This is a genomic window from Snuella lapsa (assembly GCF_039539345.1).
Lineage (GTDB): Bacteria > Bacteroidota > Bacteroidia > Flavobacteriales > Flavobacteriaceae > Snuella > Snuella lapsa.
In genome coordinates this window covers 1-23,996 of sequence record NZ_BAABCY010000070.1, presented here as the reverse complement: position 1 = coordinate 23,996, position 23,996 = coordinate 1, and the positions used below count along the sequence as shown (strand labels likewise).

Genomic DNA, 23,996 nt, shown 5'->3' with positions numbered 1-23,996 from the left:
AAATGACAATGAAAAAAATTATAACTTTTTTAATAATTGCAGTTCTGTTTTTAGGGTGTAACGATGATTTCTTAGATAGAGCACCTCTATCTGAAATTGCACCAGAAAATTCGTTTAATACTGCACAAGATCTAGAATTATATACTAACAGTTTTTACAATGATTTACCGGGATTTGGTGGTATAATTGAGAACGATAACCTAAGTGATAATGTATTGTTTAACGGTGTGCCTTTAGAGCAAACAGGAAATCGTATAATACCTGCTGAAGCCGGTAGTGGTGGTTGGAGTTGGGGAGACCTAAGAAAGGTCAACATTTTCTTTGAAAACTATGAACGTTCTCCCGATGAAGCTGCTAAAATGGAATATAGCGGTGTTGCCTATTTCTTTAGAGCGCTGTTTTATTACAATAAATTAAAGCGATTTGGAGGTGTACCATGGTATGATGAAGTGATTGGAAGTGATGACACAGAACTTCTGCTTAAACCTAGAGACTCTAGAGAATTTATAACTCAAAAGATTATTGAAGATTTAGATAGAGCTATTTCAAATTTAAATACGGATAAATCTTCTGATAGAGTCAATAGATGGACGGCTTTGGCACTAAAGTCTCGGGTTTGTTTGTTTGAAGGGACTTTTAGGAAGTATCATGGTGGTCAAGGAGCCGATGACTTACTGAATTTAGCACAACAAGCCGCTAAGCGAGTTATGGATGAAGGCCCATATAGACTTTATTCAACTGGAAATTCTAATTCAGATTACAGAGACTTGTTCGCGTCAAATGATGCCAAGGAAGATGAAATTATGCTTACAAGGCGTTACAGTATCGATTTAGATGTTATTAATAACATAAACTATTATTTTACATCACCAACACAAAGCGATGTAGGCTTAACAAAATCAATTGTTGATACTTACTTATTAAATGACGGTTCACCATTTACCTCAGTAACTGGTTATGAAACCTTTGATTTTAATCAAGAATCTCAAAATCGTGACCCTAGAATGGCACAAACCATTCGAACACCCGGGTATACAAGAATTGGGGGAAGTTCTTCTGTGCTTCCAGATTTCTCGGCATCTATAAGTGGTTATCAGATTGCCAAATTTGTTAATGACGAAAGTCAAGACGGATTTCAAACAGGATATCAAGATATCCCGATCTTTAGATTTGGTGAAGTCTTGCTAAATTTTGCAGAAGCCAAGGCAGAACTAGGAACATTAACCCAAGCAGATATAGATGCATCCATTAATCTGTTAAGAGCAAGGGTGGGAATGCCAGGTTTAAATCTTGCTAACGCTAATGCTTCTCCAGACCCTGCTTTACAATCAAGATATTCAAATGTCTTAGGTTCTAATATTGGTGTTATACTGGAAATTCGAAGAGAGCGCAGAGTGGAATTGGTACTAGAAGGGTTTAGGTACGATGATTTGATGCGTTGGAGAAATGGTAAACTTTTAGAAGAACATTTCAATGGCATGTATTTTTCTGGATTAGGGCAATTTGATTTGGATGGCAATGGTTCTTTTGATATTGAATTGTTTCAAGGTTCACCAGCTTTTAATACACCACAAACCTTAGAAATTGGAGGCGTAATCACTTTAGAAAATGGTGTAGATGGAAATTTAGTGCCTTTTGCTGATAGAACTAAAACTTTTGATGAGTCCAGAGATTACTTGTATCCTATTCCATCTGGAGATATTCTTTTAAATCCAAATTTAGATCAAAATCCTAAATGGGAATAAACAATATGAATGTCACATTCGTTAAAATAAAGTTTATATCTATTATCTCATTCTTATTAATAGTATCATCGTGTTCAAAGGATGATGCTGTTGATAAGGGTGGGGCTCAAAATACTTTTGCTGCTTTTAGTATTTCAGAAGATATGTCTTTTGTGGGTGAAACTATCCAGTTTACCAATGAAAGCACAGGATTAGAGTCTGATAGTTCTTTTGAATGGGATTTCGGCGATAATACATCTTCTACTTTAAAAAGCCCAACGCATACTTACAGTGAATTGGGGGATTATATTGTAAAGCTCATCGTTAGGAGTGGTTCTTCTGAAACTAGCGTATCAAAAGAATTGATGGTATCGCTATCCAATGATATTTCGGGTAGAACAACTTTAAAGAATAAATTGAATGCGCTTAATGGAAAAATCATGGTTTGTGCTCATAGAGGAAACCACACAGATGCGCCTGAAAATTCTTTGCAATCAATAACCGATGCAATTAATAGTGGTATTGGTATGGTTGAATTAGACATTCGCCAAACCAAAGATGGAGAGCTGGTTTTAATGCATGATGCAACTATAGATAGAACAACAAATGGCTCTGGACAAGTAAGCGATTTTACATTACAAGAACTGCAACAGTTTAATCTGTATAAAGAAAACGGAACATTGACCAATGAGAAAATACCAACATTAAGAGAAGTTTTAGAAATATCCAGAAGTAAATTATATCTCGATTTAGATATTGATAAAAAAGCATCTTTTAATAAAGTGTACCCTTTAGTAAATCAGTATGGTATGTTAAAGCAGGTCTTGTTTTATTCTTCAGAGCTTAGTGTTATCAGAGAAATCATTAATGTAAATAACTCTGATATTGTTCCAATGCCAATTGTTAGAAATCAGAATGATTTTGACCAATATCAAAATTTAAGTATAGATGTACTTCAGTATAATGTTGTTGATAATTCATTAAAGCAACAAATTCAAAATAAGGGTTGGTATATTTTCAGAAATGCCTATGTAAATACTAGTGTTACGCCTCAATCTGATAATTTTTCGCAATTAAATGAAGTAATTGATGTTAACGGTAGTATAGTGCAAACAGATAACCCCATTGAGGTTAAATCTAGATTACAATATCAAAATTTAAACGATTAAAAATATTAAAATGAAAAAAACTAATAATATATTTAAATATGGATTATTCCTTTTTTTGATAGGAATATTTTCCTGTAGCGATGATGCTGCAATTGATACCAAGCCAGTCGCCGCGTTTAGTGTCAATGAAACAGAAGTGATTGAGGGTAATGCCTCAGTATTTACTGATTTGTCCTTTGATCAAAATGGAAGTATTTCCTCATGGGACTGGAATTTCGGAGATGGGAATTCATCAACTGAACAGTCTCCAGTTCACACCTATGATATTGGTGAATATACAGTTGTCCTTACCGTAACTGATAATACAGGGAATGCCAATGCAAATGAATTTTCTAAAACCATTAAGGTTGTAGAGCCTTCAACGGCAACCACAGAACCAACTAAAGTGTGGGTCTTTAATTTGCCAGCAAAGTTTGAAAGTGCTTCTCCTGCAGTAGGAGATGATGGAACTGTCTATATAGCGTGTAGTGCAAAAAATGGTCCTGATAATATGTTTGCGATAGACTCTGGAGGTTCATTAAAGTGGAGCTATGCAACAGGAGATATCAATAGAAGTACGGTATCAATAGATGATAATGGTAGTATATATGTAGGTTCCTATGATGACAACTTATATTCTTTTAATCCAGATGGAACATTACGTTTTCAATTTGATACTGGGAGTAACCCAAGGTACAATGGTGCTGCTTTTGCTAGTGACGGAACTGTTTATATTGGCTCGCAGTCCGATGCACTTTTTGCTATAAATCCCGATGGTACAGAAAAATGGAATTTCCCTGCAGGCGGAGATTTTAATGCTACACCAGCAATTGCGGCAGATGGAACTTTATATGTAGGAAATACTGATGATTTTTTCTATGCTATTAATGCAGATGGGACGGAGAAATGGAAATCAGAATTTGGTAGTTGGACTGCTTGCGCAACGGCAATTGGTGAAGATGGAACGGTATACTTTTCTGGAGAGGGTAATAATTTAGATCCAACATCAGGAGGTGTGTTAATTGCATACGACCCTAATGATGGGACTGAAAAGTGGCGTGTGGGTAGAACAAATAAGGTATCAAGAGGAGGACCGGTTATTGCTCCAGATGGAACCTTATATCTAGCAGGACAAGATGGTAAACTAATTGCTTATAATAGTGCTGATGGCTCAATAAAATGGAGTTATGATTTATTAGGAGAATCACTAGTAACGCCTGCTATTGATAATGATGGTAATATCTATGTAGGTGATGAATCAGGCTTTTTTCATGTTATTGACCCAGATGGGAATAAGAAATGGAAAGAAACACAATTAGGCTCTCGAGTGTGGTCATCGGCTACAATTGGTTCCGATGGAACAATCTACGTAGCAGCAGATCAATCAGACGGTACAGGTAAATTATATGCCTTAAAAACAAATGCTACAGGTCCTGCTTCCAGTGGTTGGCCTATGCGTGCAAAAAACGCTAAGCACTCAGGTAGGTAAGGAATTCAAAATCAATTTATTAAACAAATATTGGACGGTTCTATTTCAGAACCGTCCAGGTAACTAACATTCTAAAACTTAAATATTGTGAAAAAATTTTACTCACTATTAGGACTATTATTAACCATGACATCTTATGGCCAATTAGTTGAAAGCTGGTCTTATACATTACCAGATAAAGTAGCTTATTCAGGTCCGGCCATTGCAGATGATGGCACTATTTACATAGCCTGCGATTACACAACTCGGAATACCCTCACTTATGAAACTTCTCCAGAGAATTTGTTTGCCATAAATCCCAATAATACTCTTAAATGGCAAGGACATGTCAATGAAGGGGCTTTACAAGATAAAGTAGATCAAATTATATCCAGTCCTTCGGTAAATGCTGATGGAACGGTTTATATAAGCGGACATTATGGAAGGCGTGTACATAGATTTAATGCCACTACGGGTGATACTTTACGTACTTTTTATATGAACTCTCGAGCACGCTATACAGCTCCAGCGTTTGCCACAAATGGAGAAGTTTATATAATGACTCGTAATAACAATGATAGAGGAGCTCGAAACTTCACTCTTGATTTGATAACACAAAATTGGATTTTTGAAACAGGAACTGATTTTAATTGCGTACCTGCTATTGCATCTGATGGAACTATTTATGCCATTGCAACTAACGATAATATTTATGCAATTAATCCAGATGGTACGCAAAAATGGTCTGCAACATATGGGTCAGGTGGTTATGCCAGTTCAGCAATAGCACTTGCAGATGATGGAACAATTTATGCTTCCGCAAAACTAAATGGGGCAGGTGATGGTGTTTTAAAAGCGTATAACCCAGCAGATGGTACTGAAAAGTGGTCAGTAACCTTTACAGGCGAAAATGCCGAAAAAGGTGGTCCTGCTGTAGCTGCAGATGGTACTGTGTATTTAGGGAATGCTGGCGGAAAAATACAAGCATTTAATCCTGCAAATGGAGCAATACTATGGACTTATACCGCTGGTGCAGCCATTGAAGTAGTTCCTGCCATAGATAATCTTGGTAGATTATATTTTGGGGATACAAGCGGAACGTTTTATGTACTTAATTCTGATGGAACTGAAGCCTATACACCTTTAAGTTTGGGCATCAAAATTACATCTCCGGCTGCCATTGATTCAGATGGTACAATATACGTTGGAGTTGAAACAGCTTCTGGTGGTAAATTAAGTGCACTAACAACTTCCGCAACTGGTTTACAAGTTGGAGGTTGGCCTATGTATGGTAAAAACTCAAAGCATACATCAAATGTAAACGCCATAACCTTATCCACTAATAAAGTTAATATCGAAGGGTTTAAGGTTTACCCTAGCCCCGTTGAGAATGGCGAGTTCTATATTTCAACAGCTTCAAATCGCGCAAAATCTATTCAAATATTTGATATGCTAGGTAAGCAAGTATATTCAAAAAGTGTTGAAGCAAATGAAGCGATAAAAACATCAAATCTAAGAGCTGGAATTTATATTCTGAAGGTAGAAGAGGATATTAAGTTGGCAACAAGTAAATTGGTTATAAAATAATTTTTTATTGAAATAAGAGAGCAGGTTTTTTCTGCAAACCTGCTTTTCAAATGTATTTTTTATGCGCAAATATATCTTTCTTCATTTAGCATTATTTATTAGTCTATTATGCTTATCCCAATCTGATTTGAATAAGGGTTTTGTTATAAATTTTGGGTCTTGTAATAAACAGAATGAGCCTCAACTTCTTTGGGATGATATTATCAACAATGACCCTGATTTATGGATTTGGCTTGGAGATAATATATATGGAGATACAGATAATATGGAAGTATTAAGACAAAAATACCAACAGCAACTCAGCAATGAAGATTATATCAAAGTAAAGAGTAAGGTTAAAGTAATTGGGACTTGGGATGATCATGATTTTGGTGTCAATGATGGAAATAAGAATTACAGTTTCAAAGAAGATAGTAAGCAGCTGTTTTTTGATTTTTTTGATGAACCAAAAGACAGCCAAATGAGAAAGAATGGAGGGGTTTACTCTTCTTATAATTTTAATATTGGTGGAGGGATTTTTATAAAAGTAATCTTATTGGACGTAAGATATAATCAAGATGGAATCAAAAGAGTCAATGGAATTTGTCAACCTAATTTTAAAGGTGATATACTGGGTGAAGAACAATGGAAATGGCTTGAAAATGAATTGAAAATTAATAATGCAAGTATGACCATTATTGGTAGTGGATTACAAATTATTCCAGCCGATCATAAAGATGAAAAGTGGGCTAATTTTCCAATAGCAAGGCAGCGGATTTTTAATCTATTACAAAAATATAAGACCCCTGGAGTGTTATTTTTAAGTGGAGATCGTCATATGGCTGAAATAAGCAAAATAAAACTTAACGATTTAGACTATGAAATTTACGAAATAACGTCTAGTGGTATGACACATTCTTGGGAGGCTTTAAAGGAAGATTACAACAGATATAGAATAGGAAGTATTATACCTTATTTGAATTATGGACAACTAAAACTAGTCCAACTAGGTAATACAATAAAAGCCATATTATCAATAAATGGAGATAATGGCACAAGATATTGGTCTGAAACACTCCAATATCCAATAGTTAATTAAACTAAAATAATAAACACATGAAGTTTAAATTTTTTACAAATACAATATTGATTTTAATTGTTGTTCTAGTTTCATGCAAGGACAATAAACAATCTAAAGTCACCAAAAATGAGGATAGTAAAACAGTTACTTCTATTCAACAAAAAATAGCAAACTTAGAAGACTCCAATAACAATCAAATTATTGTTGTATCACATAGAGGAGATTGGCGTAACGCGCCTGAAAATTCCTTGCAGGCCATACAGAATTGCATTGATATGGGGGTAGATATGGTGGAGATAGATATTCGTGAAACCAAGGATGGACAATTAGTACTGATGCACGATAAAACCATAGATAGAACAACAAATGGTAAGGGATTAATTAGTGAATGGACTTTAGATTCTCTAAAAACACTGCGTTTAGTGGATGGATTAGGAGTACCTACCGCACATAAAGTGCCTACTCTAAAACAGGCATTAGAAGTTGCAAAGTGGGAAATACTAGTTAATCTGGACAAGAGCTATAGCATTTTTGATAAATGTTATGCAATTATCAAAGAAACTGGAACACAAGACCAAGTGGTAATTAAAGGTGCAAAATCTTTGTCCGAAGTTGAAAGTGAATTTGGAGACTATTTGGATAAAGTGCACTTCATGCCAATAATAGGATTGCCCAATGAAAATGCCAAATCAATAGTTGATGAGTATTTGTCTTCCGACCACATTCCCATTGCATTTGAATTTACTGTAAAACATGATAGTATCAAATTCATAAAAGAATTTAAAAATATCAGGGGTAGAGGTTCAAGTATATGGGTCAATGCATTATGGCCACAGCACAATGCAGGTCATGATGATGAAAAAGCTGTACAAGACCCAAAAATTTATGACTGGTTTATTGATAATGATATTGATATCATTCAAACCGATAGACCTGAATTATTATTGAAGTATTTAAGGAGCAAAGGACTTCATAACTAAGAACTATTCATAGCATGAGTTAGTCTTAATTTAGTTTAGTTGAAAGTGAAATGGCGCAGTTGTATTACTGCGCTTTTTCCAAATAATATCCTTTCAGAAAACCTCATCAAAATATTTAAAAATTTAATTATGTTTAAAATTATTAAAGAATTTTTTGCCCCATTGCCTGCAAAGGAATTAATAAAAGATAAAGCCATATCCAGTAAAAAGTATAAGATTTCCAAATGGAGTGTTTTTCTCTCTGCCACATTCGGATACGCTTTTTTCTATGTGTGCAGGTTAAGCCTAAGCGTTATAAAAAAACCACTGGTCGATGCTGAGATATTTAATCCGGCACAATTAGGGCAAATAGGTTCAGCATTGTTTTTTTCCTATGCCATAGGTAAGTTGGTTAATGGGTTTTTATCAGATCATCTAAACGTCAATAAATTTATTTCCATAGGCTTGCTGTTTACGGCTTTGGCCAACTTAGTTTTGGGCTTTTTTCCTGTTTTTGTGGTATTCATTATCGTTTGGGGATTAAGTGGTTGGTTTCAGTCACAGGGTGCAGCTCCGTGTGTAGTGGCTCTTACCCGGTGGTTTAAAGCAAAAGAACGAGGCACCTATTATGCAGCGTGGAGTGCGAGTCATAATATAGGAAAAGCAATAGCCTTTACGCTTTTACCATTACTCATTGGTATAGGAGGCTGGCAATGGGGCTTTTGGGGTGCTGGCGTAGTAGGAGTAATAGGGGCCTTAATGGTAAAGCTATTTTTGTATGATAGTCCAGAGAGCAAGGGCTTACCATCAGTAGTTTCACTAGAGCAGAAAGAGAAAGGGGAAGTGCCTATTGAAAATACCCCCAAAGATGTAAGCAGTTCCCAAAAAGCTATATTAAAGAATCCCGCCATTTGGTTACTTGCGCTATCATCGGCATTGATGTACGTGATTCGTTATGCCATAGAAAGTTGGGGTGTGTTTTATGCAGAAGCAGAGAAAGGCTACAGTAATATTGAGGCAGCACAAATTATTGGATTGACAGCTATATCGGGAATAATAGGAACGGTAGTATCAGGATTTATATCCGATAGATTTTTTAAAGGCAGTAGAAATGTACCAGCCTTGGTAGCAGGCATTCTTAATGTAGTATCAGTATCGGTCTTTTTATTTTATCCAAACTCAAGTGTATTAACAGATTCAATTTCAATGATAGTACATGGATTTGCAATTGGGATTTTAATCACTTTTTTGGGAGGGTTAATGGCCGTGGATTTGGCACCAAAGAAAGCAGCAGGAGCCGCTATGGGTTTGATTGGTATAGCTAGTTACGCTGGTGCTGGTATCCAGGAGGTTATGAGTGGGATATATATAGAGGGTTCTTCATCAATGGTAGGAGGAGTAATGACTTATGATTTTTCACAGATAAGGATATTTTGGTTAGGCGCAGCTATACTTTCAATGATTTTAGCTGTTTTAGTTTGGAATGCAAAAGCTAAAGATTGAATAAAGTAAATAAAAAGTTTGTAAAAGCATCAACACTATATTGGCCTTGTTAACTTGAAAGAAAACTTAAGATAAAAATTTATTTCTCGAAAAGTTAAAACATTTTTAGGAATATATGTATAAATATCATTTTTATAATACTTATTTGTATATTTATGACGTTAAAGACAAGCAAATTATATTCTTTAATAGTTCTTTTAGAAAATAGTGTGCAATTAGGTGTACAACCGAAATGATTATTGTGCAATTATCAGTGATAATAATACATGACGGAATATTGATATAGTTCTGTCATCCCGACTAAGAGGGTATTAAAAGAAAATTTTTAATATGTAATTAAATGAAAACCAGTGAAATACATTTTTACTGGTTTTTTTGTTTCCATTTGGGAGCATATTCATAATAAAAGGGAACTGTTTAAAACAATTCATTCAACTAATCGTTGTTGGTTTAACTCTAACTCTAATGTGTTTGCAAATAACAAAAACAAAATAGAATCCGTTTTTTTACCCACTTTTTCTCGGATAATAGAGAAGGCTCTTGTCATTTGACGCTCAACAGCCTTAGTTGAAACTTTTAAATATTGCGCAATTTCCACATTTGTTAATCCTTCTTGTTTACTTAATAAAAACATTTCTTTACATTTAGGGGGTAAGTGTTGGATTTCGGCTTTTACCATAGCGATTAAATTAGTTATTTCAGCTGTATTTTCACCTTCTATAATAGTATTTAATCTATTATTATATTCCTTTTCTACTTCGGTTAAAGTAACTTTTTTTCTGTATTGATTAATAAATTCATGGTAAACAGACCGGTATAAAAAGCTTTTGATAGAGAATTTAGAATTTAATTTTTCCCGCTGTTCCCATAGCTTTAAAAATACATTTTGAACAATGTCCTCAGCAGTGAAAATATCCCGAGTAAGATTGCCAGCATATACGCAAAGTTCATGATGGTACTCATCTACAAGATAGTTGTAGGCTTCTAGTTTTCCTTTTTTTAATTTCTCTAAAAAATCAATATTGCTTAGATCAAGAGTTTTCAAATGTTCAATAGGTTTGAATCAAGTAGTATTATGTAAATATAAAAAAAAAATAAAGTAAGGAGTGGGGTGTTCGAATAGGTAAACGTCTTTTGTATAAAGAAGCAGATTAGAAATGAGCGATGAAATAGAAAAAATAGTCGTAAAATTCTTAACGAATGGAGCTAACGAAAAGGAATTAGAAAAATTAGCTGATTGGCTTAAGACTAAAGATAACGTTTTAAGTTTTGATCGTTTTGTGAAGATAAATTATGCATTAGATATGAATTTGAATGAGTTTAATAGTGAAAATGTAAAGATTGCTTTAATGAAGAAAAAGAGGCAAGATAGAAGCACTATTTTTAAGCTCAAGATTCGTAAAATAATAAGATATGCAGCTGCAGCTATTATAATTTTTGGATTGGGGTATTTTTTCAGGGACAACATATTTAATGCTCCAAATGAGACGGCTCCAGTAATAGTTGATACAAATAAAAGTATAGAACCGGGATCGGACAATGCAATACTCATGTTAGAAGACGGTTCGCAAATTGCTTTAGGTAATGGAAAGTCTTTCCAGAACCAAAATGCTAATAGTAATGGCGAACAAATTGTCTATAAAAAGGAGGGCGGAAAAACAAAAGAAGTAAAATATAACTACTTGACGATACCGAGAGGAGGTCAATTCAATCTTGTGTTGTCAGACGGTACAGAGGTCTGGTTAAATTCAGAATCCCAGTTTAAATATCCGGTAAGTTTTATTGACGGAGAAATACGTGAAGTTGAGTTGGTATATGGAGAGGCTTATTTTGATGTATCTCCTAGTTCAGAACACAATGGTACTAAATTTAAAGTACATAACAGTTTCCAAGATATTGAAGTTTATGGAACAGAGTTTAATGTAAAAGCTTATAAAGATGAGTTTAATGTGTATACAACTTTAGTAGAAGGAAAAGTAGATGTAGAAGTAGGAGATACAAAGCAAAGTTTAGTTCCAAATGAACAATCAAATTTAAATATTAAAACTATGAGTATTGATGTTGCTGTGGTTGATGTGGAAGATGTTGTTTCATGGAAAAATGGAATTTTTAGTTTTAAAGGAAAACCATTAAAAGATATTATGAAGGTGATTTCAAGATGGTATGACATAGATGTGATATTTGAAAATAAACAACTCGAAACTATTACATTTAAAGGGGTTTTAGGAAAAGATCAAAATATTGAAGAAATTTTGATGACGATTAAAACGTTAAGTGTGCTTAAAGAATATGAAATTGTTGACAAAACCGTCATTTTAAAATAAAGCTAATTCTCTTGAAGAGGTCTAGGATCTTTAATTTACCTAGATAAGATAAAATGAATTAATAATAATTAAAAATTTTGAAGCATATGAGGAAATAATAACTAAAAACATTAGCAAAAGGGAACTGAGTTTAAACCGTGGAAAGTACAAAACTCAAAATTCCCTTTTTGATCATTAATTAATTAATTAATTAAAAGTTTAACTAACTAATAACTTGACAAATTTATGGAAATTAAATTAAAGAATGTTCTATTCTATTTTAGAAAAAAACTATTTACAATTGTCATGAAAGCCTTTATTTTTTTATGTTGCATGACAGCTTTTAGCTTTAACCCAACAGGAGTACTATCTCAAAACTCGAATATTAAGATAAGTGCTGATATAACCTTAACTGTTGATGAAGTCTTTGACCTTATAATGGATCAAACACATTATAAGTTTATATATCAAGAAGGTGTCTTTGACAATTTTCCTAAAGTATTTTTACAAAAAGGAAGGATTAAAACAAACGATCTGCTTAGAAAGAGTTTATCTACTGGAAATTTTAAAATACTTGTTACAGAAAATAATACAGTTTTAGTTCAAGAAAAGCCAATAAAAGAAGAGTTAAAAGATCAGGAACTTGAAATATCGGGGACGATTACAGATCAAAATGGTCAACCATTACCTGGGGCAAGTATTCTGGAAAAAGATACTACCAATGGGACACAAACCGATTTTGATGGAAAGTTTTCCTTAAGTGTAAGTAATAATAATGCTGTTTTAGTAATATCGTATATTGGATTTCAATCGCAAGAGGTCGCCGTCGGTGATCAAACAGATATCACCGTTACTATGCGCGAAGATGCTGCAAAGTTAGAAGAGGTTGTGGTAGTGGCCTATGGTACGGTAAAAAAATCCGATTTAACAGGTTCAGTAACCTCAATAAAGTCTGAAGATATTACCGAGACACCTTCAGTAAGATTAGATGATGCCTTACGAGGAAGAGCAGCTGGCGTTCAGGTTGTTCCAACGTCTTCTCAACCAGGTGCAGCCGCTTCAATACGTATTAGAGGAACCAATTCCATTTCAGGTAACAGTAATCCGTTGTTTGTTATAGATGGTCTTATAGGAACCGGAAACACTTCAGATTTAAACATTCAAGATATAGAATCTGTTGAAATATTAAAAGACGCATCAGCTACAGCACTTTATGGTTCCAGGGCATCTGCAGGGGTGGTTTTAATTACTACAAAAAGAGGAAAAAAAGGAAAAATGACATTAAAGTATGATTCTTTTGTTTCTACTTCATCCCCTTATCGATTAATACCTTTCTTGAATGCAGCAGAGTATGGAGCCTTTCAAAATGAGGTACAGAATACCGATGCTTATCCAAACCCGGAATCACTAGGAGTAGGCACAAACTGGCAAGAAGAAGTTTATAGGGATAATGCGCTTACCTTTAGTAATACATTATCGATTTCCGGTGGAAATGATAATGCACAATACTATTTATCAGCTAACCACTTTGACCAAGATGGTATTTATTTTGAAGGTAATTTAAAAAGATATCAGATACGATTGAATGGAGATTTTAAATTAGGAGAGAAATTAAAGATTGGAAATTCAATTGTGATTACCAGAAATAATACGCTTCCGGGAAGTAGCAATATCATAAATATTGGAGGGTACCTTCCAACACTTCCAGTGCGAGATGAAAATGGTGAATTTACAATACAAACAGTTACCAGTGAGTTAAGTGCAGAAAACCCAATAGGGGGGCCTAGTAAGACCATTAATGAAAATACAAGATCCCGTATTTATGGAACGGTCTATGCTGAATTTGAGCCTATTGAAAACTTAAAGTATAAATTAAGTTATGGGACGGATTTATCGCTTTCAAAAAGTGAAAATTATTCGCCATCAACATTATTTGGTCAGCAAAACATTGGGGGTACAGCAACGATTAGTAATTCAGAATCCTTAAGTACGTTAATTGAGCAGACCCTTAACTATACTACTGATATTGGAAAGCACAATATAAATGCGCTCATAGGGTATACAAGACAACGTTTTTTCAATTCGGGTAGTCTTGTGGGCGTAAGAGGGTTTACTACAGACTTTTTTACATTTAATAATATTGATGCAGGAACAGATAGATTTAGGTCTGAGTCCAATGCTTCCGAATCTGGCATTGAGTCTTTTTTATTTAGGCTAAATTATAGTTTTGACAGCAAATATAGACTAACGTTAAGCGGTAGAAGGGATGGAGCAACTGCTTTTGCTGCTAGTGAGAAATATGGATTTTTCCCTTCAGTAGCATTGGCTTGGACAGCTTCTAAAGAAAAGTTTATAGAAGATTTAAATGTGTTTAGTGATTTAAAGTTCAGAACAAGTTTTGGAACATTGGGTAACCCTGCTGCCGGAGGAACATCTTTAGCGCGTTTGGGTGCAGGATTTACTTATCTATTTGGTAATAGTGGTGATATTTCTAATGGTATAGGACTTAACCGTTTAGGTAATGATCAACTAAAGTTTGAGTCTACAGACCAATTAGATATTGGAGTAGATATGGGGTTCTTTAATAATAGACTTCAAGTGACCTTAGATTATTATAAAAAGAAAACCCGTGACCTGTTTACATCCCAAGATATTCTATGGTTAGCGGGTGTGCCAAATTCATCGATACCCACAAATTTCGGTACTGTAGAGAATCAGGGAATAGAACTGCTTATTAATTCAGTTAATATTGATACTAAGGATTTTACATGGGAAACAACTTTTAATATTTCTACCAATAAAAATAAAGTATTATCAATACCCGATGAAGATGGCCAAGTGCTTATTAATAGAATTGGAGGTGTTGTAAATGTACCTTCGGCAGTTATAGAAGTGGGGCAACCTCTTGGTGCTTTCTATGGTTTTGTTCGTGATGGAATCTGGAATACCCAAGCGGAGATTGATGCAGCCGGATTGGAAGGAAGAGGTGTGTTCCCTGGAGGAAAACGTTTTGAGGATATTAGTGGGCCGGATGGTGTTCCAGATGGTGTTATTGATGATTTAGATCAACGGATTATAGGAGACCCGAACCCTGATTTTTATGGAGGTCTTAATAATACTATTCGTTATAAAAACTTTGACTTCTCTATGTACTGGGCCTTTACAGTAGGGAACGATATTTTTAATGAAACCGATTCCAGAATTAATACTGCGTTTGATAATAACGTATTTAAAAAATTTGCCAACCGTTGGACTCCCACAAACACAGATACCAATGTCCCTTCTGTAAGAGGGATTTTTAGAAGTGAGATAGTTTCTGAAACAGGTGTCTTGGAAGATGGTTCTTTTTTAAGACTTAGAAATATAAGTTTGGGCTATAATTTTCCAGTGGAAAAGTTTTCCAAGTTACCCTTTAGTAAGGCAAGGTTGTATATCTCAGGAACGAATTTATTGCTGTTTGATAACTACAGTGGATATGATCCAGAAATTAATAGGGGGAACAGTAATGTTAGAAGAGGGTATGATCAAGCTCAAGATCCTTCAGCTAAAACATGGACAGTTGGTTTGAATTTAACATTCTAAAAAAATATTAAGATGAAAAGAATTAAATTATATATAGTATTTCTAATGACCAGTATAGCACTGGTATCATGCGAAGATATAATTACAGAAGAACCAATCGATTTTTTGGTGCCTGGTAGTTTTCCTGAAAGTGAATCTGATGCTATCGCAGCAACTACGGCTGCTTATACCAGATTACATAGTCATATTCTTTCGTTCTATTACGGGTTTACACCTAGTGACATAGCATTCCAAGGTCAGCATAATAAAAGACCCGTATCGTGGTTTATTGATTTAAATGCTAACAATGGAGACGCCACTGTTATGTGGCAACGAAATTATCAAGGCGTGGCTTTAGCCAATAGTGTGATAGAATTTGTACCGGCTGTGAATATGGATGAAAACTTGAAAGCGAGATTAATAGGTGAGGCAAAATTTTTAAGAGCATTTTATTATTTCGAGCTGGTAAGAGTTTATGGTGGCGTTCCCATATTAACAACCGTTGCGCAACCTGATGATTTGGTCGGGATTACCCGTAGCACAGTGGCAGAAGTTTATAATTTAATAGAACAAGATTTAACAGATGCTATTGCCGTGTTACCTTTAAGCTATGGAAGTACGGATGGAGGTAGAGCTACTAAAGGAGCTGCAACAGCTATGTTGGCACGTGTGCATTTAACACAAAATGAGTGGGCTGAAGCCAATACCAGAGCAGAAGAGGTTATTGCTTCTGGACAGTATGGATTAGTAGCGGATTATAATGCTTTATGGTCTCAAAGTGCTGAGTATGTGTTAATGCCGGGATTAGATGGCGGAAATGTTAATGAAAATGTATTTGATATTCAGTTTCAGCAAGATGAGCGGAATGACTTCAAACAAAGTTGGGTAGGTTCGAGAGATACTGGAGTAGGAGGTGTAAATGCCGTAGGCGGAGGATGGGAAAATATGCTTCCTACCAGTGATTACTTGGCTATGTTTGAACCAGGTGATAAAAGAAGAGATATAAGCTATGTAACCGAGATAAATGGGAACGTATTAGAATCTCCAAGAACACCTGGAGCAGGTCCAATCACCGGTAAATATTTAAATATCGATGGTGACTCACCAAGAGCAAACAATGGAAGTCAGAATACTTACGTGATTCGTTATTCGGATGTTCTTTTAATGAGGGCAGAAGCAGAGAATGAATTAAATGGGCCAACAAATGCTTATCCGTACATAAACAAAGTAAGAGAGCGTGCTGGTTTGGTACCACTTTCAGGTTTAACACAGGGTGAATTTAGAACTGCATTAAGAAAAGAACGTGCCACAGAATTAGGTTTTGAAGGCATTAGGAAGTTCGATTTATTGAGATGGGGTGTTTTTGTTGAGACTATTCGAAATGCACAAGAACCCTGGCTAGCTGAACCTGGAGCAAACATACAATCACACCATGTTTTAATGCCAGTACCCGCAAGAGAAGTGGAGATATCAGAAGGAAGTATTGAACAGAATCCTGGGTATTAAATTATAGTTTTTAAATTAGTTTTTTTAGTTTGAAAGACCATTGGCTAAAATGCTTCTGGTCTTTCATCTAATTATTTGAAATGGCTGATGACCGTTATCAACCATTCTTAATAGAGAAAATTCTACTCAATGGATTTGAAAAGGTATTTTTTTAATAGTGTATGTTTAATGATAATTATACTTTTCTCTTGTGAAAAAAAAGAGGAAGTCAAACAAGATATAAATGCTCCTTTATTTTCCTTATGCAGTCCAGAGCAAACCAATATCTTTTTTAAAAATAATCTAAAAGAGACCTTGTATATGAATGGGCTCTTTTATGAGTACTATTATAATGGAGCAGGTGTTGCTGTTGGTGATTTTAATAATGATGACCTTCCCGATATTTATTTTGTGTCCAACTTAGAATCTAATAAACTCTATATCAATAAAGGTAATCTTAAGTTTGAAGATATAACTAACACCGCAAGGGTACAAGGAAAGGCTGTTTTTCCAACGGGAGTTACAACAGTGGATATTAATTCCGACGGACTTTTAGATATTTATGTATGTGCTTCAGGCCAATTTAAAGACCCTAATAAAAGGCGTAACGAACTTTTTGTAAACCAGGGAATAGATAAAAACGGTTTGCCAGTTTTTAAAGAAATGGCAAAAGAATACCTTCTCGATATAGAAGAGTTTTCAACACAAGCTGCTTTTTTTGATTTTGACAAAGATGGTGATCTGGATATGTTTCTAATTAACCATGACGTAGAAATATATGGAGATGCTCAATTAGAACATTACCTTAAGGCACAAGGAGAACTTAGTGGAGAGCGTCTGTATATGAACGATAAAGGTGAGTTTATTGATGCTACAGAAGAAACAGGTATTATAAATAACCGATTGGGATATGGATTAGGATTGGCTATTGGTGATTTTAACAACGATAATTGGCCGGATGTATATGTAAGTCATGATTTTTCAGGAGAAGACCATTTATATCTTAACAATCGTAATGGTACCTTTTCGGAAAAAATTAAAGAGGCTACCAATCATATTTCCTTTTTCTCCATGGGTAATGATGCCGCTGATTACAACAATGATGGTTGGTTGGATATTATGAGTGTGGATATGGTTTCAGAAGATAACTACGGTATAAAAACCAGTATGAGTGGTATGGATGTAGAACGATTTTATAACCATGTCGATTTAGGTTTGCACTATCAGTACATGTTCAATACACTTCAAACAAACAATGGAACTGGTTTAGATAGCGAAACTCCTTTTTTTTCTGAAACTGCACATCTGGCAAACATTTCTAATACAGATTGGAGTTGGGCGCCTTTGTTTTTTGATATGGATAATGATGGCTGGCAGGACATTTTTATTTCTAACGGCATAAAAAGGGATTTTAGAAATAATGATTTTGTAAAGTATCATAAAAAAGTAAGAGAAGAGCTTTCAAAAAATAAGACAATAAATAAAGAAGCTTATATCTCTCACATAATGACTAAGATGCCAACAAGAAAGAAAAGTAATTATTTTTTTAGGAACCAGGGAGATCTTACGTTCTCTAAAGTAGGAGGTATTGAAAAAGTAGACAGTTTACTTACCGCCTCCAATGGCGCAGCCTATGCCGATTTTGATAATGACGGTGATGTAGATATTGTTGTTAATAACATGGATGATTTTGCTCATATCTATAAAAACAATCAATCCGAAAAAGATGATAGGAATTATTTAAAATTAAAGCTAAATGGTCCTAATGGCAATACAATGGGGATTGGAGCAAAAGTATATGTAAAAAGTGGTAGCAATCAGCAAATGAAGGAGCACTATAATACAAGAGGTTTTCAATCTTCGGTTGGGAATTATTTGCATTTTGGATTGGATAAAGCTGATATAGTTGAGGAGCTTAGAGTAGTTTGGAATGATGGGAAAGAACAGGTGTTGGAAAATATAAAAGCCAACCAAGTACTTAAAATAGATTATAATGATGCACAGGTTGTTAATAATCTAAAATCAGTTGATAAAAGCAAACTATTTAATGTAATATCTACTGATTTGATTCAATATAAACATGAGGAAAACAGTTATAATGATTTTGAAAAGGAAAGTCTGCTGCCACATAAAATGTCTGAACAAGGACCTGCTTTTGCGGTTGGCGACTTAAATGCAGATGGTCTAGATGATTTTTATATAGGCGGTGCTCTTGGCTACTCAGGGAAAATATTCATTCAAAAGAATGATGGTTCTTTTAAAGAAGCCACACATAACTCAGATTTTTATAATGACAGGACTTTTGAAGATGTTGGAGCGACATTATTTGATGCCGATAATGATGGAGATTTGGATTTATATGTAGTTAGCGGAGGAAATGAGCGTGAAGAAAATTCAAAGTATTACCAAGATAGATTTTATGAAAATGATAATGGAACATTTGTGAAAAGGCCTCTGGCTCTTCCAGAGTTTTTTACAAGTGGATCATGTGTCCGGGCGTACGATTATGATAATGATGGAGATAAAGATTTGTTTGTTGGAGGACGTCAAATACCAAAAAAATATCCATATCCGGCAGACAGTTATTTATTGGAGAACAGAACAGAAGGTAAAAGCATAAGTTTTGTTGATGTCTCAAAAGAAGTATTGCCCGATCTTAAGCGTTTGGGAATGGTTACAGATGCTGTTTGGGCCTATATAAACGATGATCAATTAAAAGATCTGGTTATAGTTGGAGAATGGATGCCTATAAAAGTTTTTATTAACGAAGAGGGATACTTTTCTGATCAATCAGATATTTACGGTTTGAATGAAGAAGTAGGCTGGTGGAACAGTGTTTCGGCAGCTGATTTCGATAATGATGGTGATGTGGACTTGGTATGTGGTAATCTAGGGTTGAATTATAAATACAAAGCTTCTAAAGAAGAAACTTTTGACGTCTATACTAAAGATTTTGATGATTCTGGTGATTTAGATATAGTTCTTGGATATTATAACGGGGGAGATTTGTATCCTTTAAGGGGTAGGCAGTGCTCGTCTAATGAAATGCCTTTTATTAAGGATAAATTCAAGTCATATGATGCCTTCGGGAAGGCTACTTTGGTACAAGTCTATGGCCCGGATAATTTGAATAATGCTTTAAATTATAAAGCTTCAAATTTTTCGAGTATGTATTTTGAAAATACAGGGGATAAACAAAAAATGAGGGGAGTACCGTTAGACAAGAAATCCCAAGTGTCATCAATTAATAGCATCTTAAATTTCGATTTTGATAAAGATGGATACTTAGATATTATAGTAGCCGGAAATTTATATGGATCAGAAGTAGAAACTCCCAGGAATGATGCCGGCTACGGAATGTACCTCAAAGGAGGAAGCCCTACTTTTAAAGCATTACCAGCATTTCAAAGTGGTTTATTGGTTGATGGCGAAGTAAAGCAAGTGAACATGCTAAAAGGTGCCAACGGAAATGATAAGTTGGTTTTTGTGAGAAATAATAGGCCATTGAAATTTTATGCTTTTGACCATAATAGAAATCGTTTGTAATTAAAACATAAAGAAAATCATGAAACAAAAAGATAAATTGCGTACCAATTTTATAGTTTTAATAGTTCTGTCATTACTCGGTGTGACATCATGCACTGAACAATCAGAGGACAGTACGCCTCCAAACATTATCGTTTTTCTAATAGACGATATGGGTCTTATGGATACATCAGTTCCATTTTTAATAGATTCGAACGGTAATCCAGAGAAACATTCGTTGAATGATTTCTATCGAACGCCCAATATGGAAATGTTGGCAAAGCAAGGCATCCGATTTACAAATTTTTATGCTCATTCAGTTTGCTCTCCAACACGTGCTTCAATTCTAACAGGCCAAAACTCTGCCCGTCATAGAGTTACCAATTGGATTAGGTCTGAAGAAAACAATAGAACAGAATTTGGTCCAAAAGATTGGAACTGGAAAGGACTAACTAAGACGTCGCTCACACTTCCCAGAGTATTGCAGCAGCACGGATATAGAACGATTCATATAGGTAAAGCTCATTTTGGACCCTTTAACAGTGAAGGAGAAGATCCACTTAATTTAGGTTTCGATATTAACATTGCCGGTAGTTCCATAGGACAACCCGGTAGTTACTTTGGTATTGATGGATTTGGACATATTTCGGGTAATAAGTCAAGAGCCGTTGGTGGTTTAGAGAAGTACCATGGCAAAGACATATTCCTTACAGAAGCCTTAACATTGGAAGCTAAGTTAGCTATATCTGAGGCCAAGGAAGATGGGAAGCCCTTTTTTCTTAACATGGCACACTATGCTGTCCATACTCCTTTTCAGTCTGATCCTCGCTTTAGTCATCACTACAAAGACTCTGGGAAATCACAAAAGGCGCAGACCTATGCAACTTTAATTGAGGGGATAGATAAATCATTAGGAGATATCATTCAACATGTCAAAGAGCTTGGTCTGGGAGAGAATACCTTACTTTTGTTTCTAGGAGATAATGGTTCGGATGCACCTTTACCTATTAAAGATGGTTACAGTAGTTCTTCACCAATTAGAGGTAAAAAAGGAAACCACTGGGAAGGTGGTATGAGAGTTCCCTTTATAGCATCATGGATCACACCAAACAAAGATGTTCCTTGTCAAAAAGAAACAATAATTAAACAAAATGCAATTCAGGAACAATTGGGAACGATCTTCGATATTTTTCCAACATTATGCAGTATCGCTAATGTGAATAACAATGAGGCATATGTTTTGGATGGATTCTCATTACAAGATCAATTAAGTGGAAACAAAAACCATGAACGTGATGAACTATTTCTTAATCATTTTCCTCATAGTCATCGTTCCAGTTATTTTACGAGTCTAGTTAAATCAGATTGGAAGATTATATATCATTATCAAATAGATGATCTCCCGACTTATGAGCTTTATAACTTAAAAGAAGATCCATTTGAATCCAATAATTTGTCCGATAAAAATCCAAAGCAGTTAAAGTTCATGATGGAAGTGTTGGCTAATGAAATGAAAAGTAAAAAGGCACTCTATCCAGAAAAAGAGGGATTGTCATTGGAACTTATGAAGCCTTAGTGTTACTAAAACCACGAAATTGTTATGTGTTAATGGGAATGAAAATAATTTTTTTTGGATTTAAATAGAATCTAATACTTTTAGCGGATTAAATTTTAATCGAAAAGAATTCCTCGACGCTTTGTGTCGGGGTTTCCACTGACATTGTCATTCCCATGGAAATGGGAATCTAAATATAGAATTTCGGTTTTTGACCTAAAAGGTCAAAATGAAACGAGCGAACTACCTCTATGGCTCTGCCTCGAGGATAGTTCGTTTAAAGAAATTCTTTATTTAGGTTTGGACTTGCAACAAAAAACAGAACAATTAGTTGAATGACTAAACTGCTAGTTTAAGGTTATACATGTCTAATTCAAATTCTCTTATAGTTTTATTCCCTAAAAAGGAATATCTTTTTTGTAACAATAAAGTTTATAGTTGTTTGTATTGCTATGTTACTAAATAATCTTTAATATTTAGACTATCAGGGCGTAAAGTATTTTACTTTAAGTTCATTTATAGAATCGTCAACAAATCGGATAACAGTTTGTTTTTAAAATTAATAAATAATTGATATTTAGATGTTTATGGAATTAGGTTATCTGCCTGTTATCCCGACGAACCTAATTATAGGTAAAATAAAAATACTGTTAATTGTATGATTATCAGTGTTTTTTTTTTGTTTTAGTCTGTTTTATATAGGGACAAAACAAAGAGGCCTATTCGCAATGAAAGAACCAAATCTGTTGTATTGTCATAGATTAATTGATAAATATCAATCCAAAGCATTTTTGGTAACAAACCAGCGCCACCCAATAATGGCCATTTGCAGTTTTGTAGCTTTTGATAGATCCAATCGCTGTTTGGAATAGCTAGGTAAAATTAGTTTATTAACCCTTGCTAAAAATTTGAAGACTTGCTTTTTCATAATTTATACCCTTACTTAAGAGGTAAAAATAGTAAAACTTATTCTAGAACTAAGTTTTACGTATTTAAGTTTATATAATCGAAAAGATAATATCGATTATAAGCATGGCAAGTGTTATCATAGTTTTTAGATTTTAAAGGTTAGTAAATAGTTTAACTATATCAATGTTTTTTGAAGATATATATTTACTAATATGTCTTCCAAGGGATCTGTTAAAAATCTATGATTTTGAATACGTATTTGTAACTAAAAAGATGATTTAAATTATTATTTTTTATTTTTTGTCTACGTATAAGTTGTTATTTGTTACTAAATAATGTTTTAATAGTTTCAATTTTAAATATTTGTAGGGGTGTTTTTTGAATGCATTTTATTTTCAAGGGGAATTTTACTTAAAAAATGACCTATTGAGGGAATTTCATCTTTTGTTCATATTCAAACAAAAAAAATGGCTCCTTCTACAAGGTGCCATTTTTAAAATTTTTAAGGAGTAATTTTAGTTCTTTTTGCTCGTAATTATAATAACTCCGTTTTTACCTTTTTTTCCGTATTTTTTAATGTCTTCCTCATTCTTTAAAATACTAATAGATTCAATTTTGTCAATATCCAGATCGTCAATTGTTTTATCATGTACTTCTTTACCATCAATTATTATGAGGGCTTTTTGCAAATCACCTATATTGAATGACGATTCCATCAGTATAATATTTATGTTGTCTTTACTTTTAACAGTAGCTTCCTGTGTAATCATTCCTTTATACGAAAAAATAAGTGTTTCTCCTTTGGCTACTTTTATTGAGTAATTGCCGTCGTAGTCGGAGGATGCTCCTCTTGTGGTTCCTTTAACGGTAATGTTGGTTCATGCTAACCCGGTTCCGTTAAGGGATCTTACCGTTCCATAGATGCTATATAAGTTCTGACTTTTAGTCGATTCAAAAGGGTGGTCAATGATAAATTCAGTTTTCCAGATGTTTTTGGATGTGATAGCAATAACACCATTTTTTGCTTTATCACCATATAAGGACGAAATGGCATTGTTTTTTAAAACATCAATAGAATATATATTGTCCGGATCGATATAGCCCATATCTTTTTCCGTAATTTCTTTACCATCTAAAATTGGAGTTGTTACCTTTATTCGGACATAAAATTTAAGACTGTTTGTTACAAAACAAATATCTTAGAAACAT

At 34.3% G+C, this 23,996-nt stretch carries 16 protein-coding genes; 12 read left to right on the top strand and 4 right to left on the bottom strand.

Translation table 11 applies throughout. From position 1 onward, the window contains the following. The first annotated feature begins 8 nt into the window (after positions 1-8). The 7 genes from ABD792_RS13210 (at position 9) to ABD792_RS13180 (ending at position 9,449) form a co-directional block, all read left to right on the top strand. On the top strand, positions 9-1,745 hold the full coding sequence (locus tag ABD792_RS13210) for a RagB/SusD family nutrient uptake outer membrane protein (protein ID WP_345006710.1): 1,737 nt from the start codon (positions 9-11) through the stop codon (positions 1,743-1,745). Between the two features lie 5 nt (positions 1,746-1,750). Beyond that, on the top strand, positions 1,751-2,893 hold the full coding sequence (locus tag ABD792_RS13205) for a glycerophosphodiester phosphodiesterase family protein (RefSeq protein WP_345006709.1): 1,143 nt from the start codon (positions 1,751-1,753) through the stop codon (positions 2,891-2,893). Positions 2,894-2,903: 10 nt separating this feature from the next. Further along, positions 2,904-4,361 (top strand): outer membrane protein assembly factor BamB family protein, encoded by a 1,458-nt coding sequence (locus ABD792_RS13200; protein WP_345006708.1) that lies wholly within the window; start codon positions 2,904-2,906, stop codon positions 4,359-4,361. Positions 4,362-4,448: 87 nt separating this feature from the next. Further along, a complete protein-coding gene (locus tag ABD792_RS13195; RefSeq protein ID WP_345006707.1) occupies positions 4,449-5,927 on the top strand; it encodes an outer membrane protein assembly factor BamB family protein in 1,479 nt (492 codons plus the stop codon). A gap of 61 nt (positions 5,928-5,988) precedes the next feature. Continuing rightward, the gene (locus tag ABD792_RS13190) at positions 5,989-7,005 is read left to right on the top strand and encodes an alkaline phosphatase D family protein (protein ID WP_345006706.1); all 1,017 of its coding nucleotides are present in this window, start codon (positions 5,989-5,991) and stop codon (positions 7,003-7,005) included. 17 nt (positions 7,006-7,022) lie between these two features. Next, the gene (locus ABD792_RS13185) at positions 7,023-7,967 is read left to right on the top strand and encodes a glycerophosphodiester phosphodiesterase family protein (protein WP_345006705.1); all 945 of its coding nucleotides are present in this window, start codon (positions 7,023-7,025) and stop codon (positions 7,965-7,967) included. A 129-nt stretch (positions 7,968-8,096) separates the two neighbouring features. Beyond that, the gene (locus ABD792_RS13180) at positions 8,097-9,449 is read left to right on the top strand and encodes an MFS transporter (RefSeq protein WP_345006703.1); all 1,353 of its coding nucleotides are present in this window, start codon (positions 8,097-8,099) and stop codon (positions 9,447-9,449) included. A 427-nt stretch (positions 9,450-9,876) separates the two neighbouring features. On the opposite strand, the gene ABD792_RS13175 is transcribed toward ABD792_RS13180, so the two are convergent. Next, positions 9,877-10,494: an RNA polymerase sigma factor gene (locus tag ABD792_RS13175; protein WP_345006702.1), complete on the bottom strand. Its 618-nt coding sequence runs from the start codon at positions 10,492-10,494 to the stop codon at positions 9,877-9,879. A 112-nt stretch (positions 10,495-10,606) separates the two neighbouring features. Here ABD792_RS13175 and ABD792_RS13170 point away from each other — a divergent pair, with 112 nt between their 5' ends. The 5 genes from ABD792_RS13170 (at position 10,607) to ABD792_RS13150 (ending at position 21,899) form a co-directional block, all read left to right on the top strand. Further along, positions 10,607-11,773, top strand: a complete 1,167-nt coding sequence (locus ABD792_RS13170; protein WP_345006700.1) for a FecR family protein — start codon at positions 10,607-10,609, stop codon at positions 11,771-11,773. A gap of 225 nt (positions 11,774-11,998) precedes the next feature. After that, positions 11,999-15,334 (top strand): SusC/RagA family TonB-linked outer membrane protein, encoded by a 3,336-nt coding sequence (locus tag ABD792_RS13165; RefSeq protein ID WP_345006699.1) that lies wholly within the window; start codon positions 11,999-12,001, stop codon positions 15,332-15,334. 12 nt (positions 15,335-15,346) lie between these two features. Then, positions 15,347-16,819, top strand: coding sequence for a RagB/SusD family nutrient uptake outer membrane protein (locus tag ABD792_RS13160; RefSeq protein ID WP_345006697.1), 1,473 nt, complete (start codon positions 15,347-15,349; stop codon positions 16,817-16,819). 168 nt (positions 16,820-16,987) lie between these two features. Further along, the gene (locus tag ABD792_RS13155; RefSeq protein ID WP_345006696.1) at positions 16,988-20,344 is read left to right on the top strand and encodes a VCBS repeat-containing protein; all 3,357 of its coding nucleotides are present in this window, start codon (positions 16,988-16,990) and stop codon (positions 20,342-20,344) included. Positions 20,345-20,363: 19 nt separating this feature from the next. Beyond that, positions 20,364-21,899 (top strand): sulfatase, encoded by a 1,536-nt coding sequence (locus ABD792_RS13150; protein ID WP_345006695.1) that lies wholly within the window; start codon positions 20,364-20,366, stop codon positions 21,897-21,899. Positions 21,900-22,653: 754 nt separating this feature from the next. Here ABD792_RS13150 and ABD792_RS13145 read toward each other — a convergent pair. From ABD792_RS13145 to ABD792_RS13135, 3 genes are all read right to left on the bottom strand, one after another. Then, entirely contained in the window at positions 22,654-22,806 is a 153-nt protein-coding gene (locus ABD792_RS13145; RefSeq protein WP_345006694.1) for an SsrA-binding protein, read from the bottom strand. A gap of 496 nt (positions 22,807-23,302) precedes the next feature. Then, on the bottom strand, positions 23,303-23,602 hold the full coding sequence (locus ABD792_RS13140; RefSeq protein ID WP_425568166.1) for a hypothetical protein: 300 nt from the start codon (positions 23,600-23,602) through the stop codon (positions 23,303-23,305). 63 nt (positions 23,603-23,665) lie between these two features. Next, on the bottom strand, positions 23,666-23,893 hold the full coding sequence (locus ABD792_RS13135; protein WP_345006693.1) for a hypothetical protein: 228 nt from the start codon (positions 23,891-23,893) through the stop codon (positions 23,666-23,668). Positions 23,894-23,996: the final 103 nt, after the last annotated feature.

Excerpts from the sequence above, each read along its gene's own strand:
- ABD792_RS13185 (WP_345006705.1), top strand. The coding sequence starts at position 7,023 with ATGAAGTTTAAATTTTTTACAAATACAATATTGATTTTAATTGTTGTT.
- ABD792_RS13150 (WP_345006695.1), top strand. The coding sequence starts at position 20,364 with ATGAAACAAAAAGATAAATTGCGTACCAATTTTATAGTTTTAATAGTT.
- ABD792_RS13165 (WP_345006699.1), top strand. The coding sequence starts at position 11,999 with ATGGAAATTAAATTAAAGAATGTTCTATTCTATTTTAGAAAAAAACTA.
- ABD792_RS13160 (WP_345006697.1), top strand. The coding sequence starts at position 15,347 with ATGAAAAGAATTAAATTATATATAGTATTTCTAATGACCAGTATAGCA.
- ABD792_RS13205 (WP_345006709.1), top strand. The coding sequence starts at position 1,751 with ATGAATGTCACATTCGTTAAAATAAAGTTTATATCTATTATCTCATTC.
- ABD792_RS13210 (WP_345006710.1), top strand. The coding sequence starts at position 9 with ATGAAAAAAATTATAACTTTTTTAATAATTGCAGTTCTGTTTTTAGGG.
- ABD792_RS13155 (WP_345006696.1), top strand. The coding sequence starts at position 16,988 with ATGATAATTATACTTTTCTCTTGTGAAAAAAAAGAGGAAGTCAAACAA.
- ABD792_RS13170 (WP_345006700.1), top strand. The coding sequence starts at position 10,607 with ATGAGCGATGAAATAGAAAAAATAGTCGTAAAATTCTTAACGAATGGA.
- ABD792_RS13145 (WP_345006694.1), bottom strand. The coding sequence starts at position 22,806 with ATGAAAAAGCAAGTCTTCAAATTTTTAGCAAGGGTTAATAAACTAATT.
- ABD792_RS13200 (WP_345006708.1), top strand. The coding sequence starts at position 2,904 with ATGAAAAAAACTAATAATATATTTAAATATGGATTATTCCTTTTTTTG.
- ABD792_RS13135 (WP_345006693.1), bottom strand. The coding sequence starts at position 23,893 with ATGGGCTATATCGATCCGGACAATATATATTCTATTGATGTTTTAAAA.
- ABD792_RS13180 (WP_345006703.1), top strand. The coding sequence starts at position 8,097 with ATGTTTAAAATTATTAAAGAATTTTTTGCCCCATTGCCTGCAAAGGAA.
- ABD792_RS13190 (WP_345006706.1), top strand. The coding sequence starts at position 5,989 with ATGCGCAAATATATCTTTCTTCATTTAGCATTATTTATTAGTCTATTA.